The 4,214-nt window shown below is 74.4% G+C and carries 5 protein-coding genes; all 5 read right to left on the reverse strand.

Features of this window, described 5'->3' with window-relative positions; translation table 11 throughout:
* A partial coding sequence (locus tag H5J30_RS19840) for a hypothetical protein (RefSeq protein WP_181788753.1) occupies positions 1-712 on the reverse strand: 712 nt, incomplete at its 3' end.
* Positions 713-714: 2 nt separating this feature from the next.
* Entirely contained in the window at positions 715-975 is a 261-nt protein-coding gene (locus tag H5J30_RS19845) for an acyl carrier protein (protein WP_181788754.1), read from the reverse strand.
* Positions 976-1,003: 28 nt separating this feature from the next.
* On the reverse strand, positions 1,004-2,476 hold the full coding sequence (locus H5J30_RS19850; protein WP_258563421.1) for an AMP-binding protein: 1,473 nt from the start codon (positions 2,474-2,476) through the stop codon (positions 1,004-1,006).
* 376 nt (positions 2,477-2,852) lie between these two features.
* Positions 2,853-3,749, reverse strand: a complete 897-nt coding sequence (locus H5J30_RS19855) for a DUF3152 domain-containing protein (RefSeq protein ID WP_181788755.1) — start codon at positions 3,747-3,749, stop codon at positions 2,853-2,855.
* 17 nt (positions 3,750-3,766) lie between these two features.
* Positions 3,767-4,214, reverse strand: a 448-nt coding sequence (locus H5J30_RS19860) for a superoxide dismutase family protein (RefSeq protein ID WP_181788756.1), incomplete at its 5' end; no start/stop codon positions are given.

The raw sequence follows: 4,214 nt of genomic DNA on the forward strand, positions 1-4,214 counted from the left end.
GTACGGTGTTGGCGGCGAAGCTCAGCAGTTCGTCGGCGCGGAGGTCGTTGCGGGTCAGCCAGAGGGCGCGGCCCGGGCGGGTGTCGGCGACGCGGGCGGCGACGGCGTAGAGGCCGGGGTCGGTGACGCCGGTGAGCTGGGCGCTGACGGGTATCGCGGCGAGGAACGGGCCGAGGCGGTTGAAGGCGCCGCCGACCTGCTTCATCCCGTACGGCAGGATCGCGCGCGCCAGCCGGGTCAGCTCGACGGGGTGGACGAAGCCGCCGGCGAAGGCGATGCCGTGCGCGGCGAGCGTGTCCTCGCACTCGGCGTAGCTCGCGGCGGTGGTGATGCCGAGGCGCTCCAGGGTGTCGAGGGAGCCGGAGCGGCCGGTGCAGCTGTGCGAGCCGGTCTTGACGACGCGGACGCCGGTGGCCGCGGCGAGGAGGGCGGCGGCGGTGGTGATGTCGAACGTGGCCGGGCCGCCGCCGGTGCCCACGAGGTTGACGGTGCCGGGCCAGGCCGCGGGGAGTCGGTCGCGCCGGGCGTCGAGCGAGTCGAGCAGGGCGACGACGGTGTCCGCGCCGGGCAGCCGGGTGCTGAGGGAGGCCACGACGGCGAGGGCCTCGCCGGGGAGGAGGGCCTTGTCCTCGGCCCGCTCCCACAGGTCGTGCCAGCTCCCCTCGTCCACCTGGCGGCGGGCGACGAGCGCGGGCAGGATGCCGGCGGGCACGGTCAGCCGACCTTCGCCGTCGGGACGGCGGAGGCCACGAAGGGGTCGATCGACGCCGCGGTGCGGAAGCTGTCCGGCAGGACGTCCATGGCGTCGATGGCGAGCGCGTACTCGCTCTCCAGCCGGCTCACCAGGGTGAGCAGCGCGAGGCTGTCGATCACGCCGTTGTGGAGCAGGTCGTAGTCGTCGGCCGGCTCGGCGGGCCGGACGCCCAGCTGGTACTCCTCGACGAGATGGTGCTTGATGGCGTCGATGCGGGACATTCTTCTTCCTTCCTCGTACGGGTTCCGCTCAGAGGCTGTTCGCCACGGTGCGGCGGTCGATCTTCCCGGTGGCGGTGCGCGGCAGCGGCGCGTCGACGAACTCGATGCCGCTGGGGATGCCGGCCCGCGGCAGCTCCGCGGCGACGTGCTCACGCAGCCGCAGGCTGTTGAGCAGGGACCCGGCGGCGCGGTGGACGACGGCGTGCAGCCGCTTGCCGGTCCGCTCGTCGGGCAGGGCGAGGACCACGGCGTCCGCCACCTCGGGGTGGGAGCGCAGCGCGCCTTCGACGGCGGCGGTGTTGATGCGGATGCCGCGGACCTTGACCATGAAGTCGCTGCGGCCGTCGAGGGTGAGCACGCCGTCGGGGTGGCGGGTCACGACATCGCCGGTGCGGTAGTACGGGCCGGGCGTCACCCCGTCGGGATGGCCGACGAAGGCCGCGGCGTGCTGTGCCGGGTCGAGGTAGCCGCTGGTCTGGAAGGGCGAGGTGACGATCAGCTCGCCGCGCCCCGGCCCCGCGACGACGGTGCCGTCCTCGGCGACGATGTCCGAGGAGACGCCTTCGACGGGGCGGCCGATCGGCACGGCGCCGTAGCGGCCGGGATCGCCGGCGGGGTCGATCTCGTGGACGAAGGTGTCGTTCGTCTCCGTACAGCCGTAGACGTTGCGCATGCGCGCCCCGGGGAAGAGGCGGGGCAGCGCGGCGAGGCCGGCGGGGGACAGCGAGTCGCCGGTGGCGAGGACCTCCGCGACGGACGCGAACTCGTCGCCGCGGGCCTGCTTTTCGGCTGCCGCCAGGAGCTGGAAGAGCATCGGCACGCCCTGGACGACGTGCACGGGGCACTGCTGCAGGAGCGCGAGCAGGTGGCTGGGGTGGGCGGCGCGCTCCTGCTCCACCAGGGCGACCTGGCCGCCGTGGGAGAGGGTGGTCCAGACGTCGAGGAGGCTGAGGTCGAAGTTGAGCGGCGCGTAGCTCAGTACCGACGTACCGACGCGGATGCCGAACGTCGCCGCCGACCACTCCGCGAAAGCGCCGACCGCCGCGGCGGGAAGGGGCACCGCCTTGGGGAAGCCGGTGGACCCGGAGGTCGTGAGGATCAGCGCGGTCCCGTCGGGCACCCGGGCCGCGGCGGGCCGTGCGGCGACGGCCGCCTCTGCCGTGCCGGTGGTGAGGGTGCGCGGGTCGGGGAGTACGAGGGCGCCGGTGTCGGCGAGGAGCCTGCGCAGCGCCTTGTCCCCCACGTCGGCCGACGGCACGAGCACCGGCCTCGCGGTGCGCATGCAGGCGAGCAGGACGGCGATGGTCTCCGGCGACTTCGCGGCGACGGCGGCGACGGGGATTCCCTCCGGAACGCGGAGCGCGGCGATGCTCTTCTCCGCGGCGCGGGACATCGCCAGCAGGTCCCGGTACGACACCGCGCGGCCCTGCCAGAACAGGGCGGGGTTCTCCGGGTGCCGACGCGCGACCGTCGCTATTCGTTCCGCCAGCGGGAGAGCCATGCGGGAATCCTCCACATTCCTGTTCGACGTGCATTCCGCCCCGCACCAGGATGGGAACAGATCGCGCGCCGCCGCATCCCGAACGACGCTGCCCGGTCCGCAGACGGCCGGGTGCAGCCGGCCTCCGGCCGCCCGGCCGGGCCTGTCGCCACCGCGTTCTCCGGAGATCGGCCTGCGGCGGACAGGGGTCAGGGGAATTCGCGGGCACGCGCGGCGGTGCGCTGAACGGGTTAGGGAGACCTCTGCTCCGGGCGCGTGAATGCCGGCGGCGCCGCATTTCCGTAGCACCCGCCACCGAGTTGGGCCAACGCTGGTCGCCCGCGGCATTCCCCGGCCGCTGACGACATGTGACCGGCGGGCAGCCGGTCTCTCTCGGTCAGTCCCGGTCGGGGTACGGCCAGGGGTTCGTCTCGCACCGCGCGCCGTCCGTGGTGAGGGAGAGCGTCTGCTGCATCATGACGGGCGCGCGCGCCCCGTCCCGTACGCAGTGGGCGTGCAGGTGCCCGAGCCGGTGGCCCACCTCGTGGTTGATGAGCATCTGGCGGTACCCGAGGATGTCGTCGCCGTAGGTGGTGGAGCCCTGGGCCCACCGGAAGGCGTTGATGAGGACGCGCTCGGTCAGGCCGGAGTCGCAGGAGACGTTGTCGACGGTGGTGTCGAAGCCCGACATGGCGCACCACTCCCCCGTGGTCCCGGGGCTGGCGAGGGTGACGGCGAAGTCGGCGGGCCCGGTCGAGACGCGCTCGAAGGTGCGCCGGCCGGGCTCGCCCCAGCTCCGCGGGTCGTTGAGGGTCTCCTGTACGGCGCGGGCGAAGAGCCGGCCGTCGAGCGGTACGTCGTCCTCGATGTCGACGCGGTAGCGCACCACCCGGCCCTCGCCCGGGGCCGGATCGCGGCCGGGCACGGTCTCGAACGTGCCGGCCCCCTCCAGTTCGGCGGGGATCGGGTACGTCTCGCCCATGCGCCGCCGGTACATCAGGTCCCCGAGCGCGGGCATGTCCACCGAGCCGCCGACGGCGAAGCCGGAGCTGTGCGGCAGCCCGGAGGCAGGCGCGCGGTACGGCACGTGGAAGCCCGACGCGTGCTGCTGCACCTGGAGCGGCGGGGGCTTGGCGTCGTCGGCGGCGCCCTGCGGCGCGTGGGTGCGCAGGGCATCGGGCAGGAGGCTCTGCGGGAGCGCGAGGAGCCAGACCGCCACCCCGGCGGCGCCGAGGAGCGCGAGCGCCACGGCGCCCGCCGCGATCCGTACCGGCGTGCGCGTACGACCGGCCACCGCTGACCACTCCCCCGCTACGCGAACGGCACCGACAGGCACGCCAGCCGCGCGCCCGCCATGCCGGCCTCGCCCGGGTGCGTCATCGTCGCGTGCTCGTGCACCACGACGGACCGGGCTCCGCCGGGGCGGAACCGCCAGTCCTGGCGCGCCGTGGAGTGGGCGTTGCCCCGGCGGTCCGTGGTGAAGTCGAGCCACACCTCGTTCTCGGCGTTGGCGTACGCGGGGTCGACGGACGGCTGCACGGGGTCCGGCTCGTTCTGGTAGTGCGGCCCGGCGTCGTCCGGGGCAGTGCCGCACGGCCGGGTGTGCACGTGTGCGCCGTACGTACGGCCGGGCAGCAGGCCCGTCAGGCTGAGCCGGAGGTGCGTCCTGCCGTCCCGGGCCACCTCCACCACGGTGATGCCGGTGCCCGCGGGCACCAGCGCCGGGTCGTACGTCAGCCCGTCGCCCGGCTCGGCGTTG

Origin of the sequence: Streptomyces phytophilus, from assembly GCF_013870535.1 — a bacterium.
GTDB lineage: Bacteria > Actinomycetota > Actinomycetes > Streptomycetales > Streptomycetaceae > Streptomyces > Streptomyces phytophilus.

What these genes read in the sequence shown, in the direction of transcription:
- H5J30_RS19850 (WP_258563421.1), bottom strand. Translation starts at nt 2,476, where the DNA reads ATGGCTCTCCCGCTGGCGGAACGAATAGCGACGGTCGCGCGTCGGCAC.
- H5J30_RS19845 (WP_181788754.1), bottom strand. Translation starts at nt 975, where the DNA reads ATGTCCCGCATCGACGCCATCAAGCACCATCTCGTCGAGGAGTACCAG.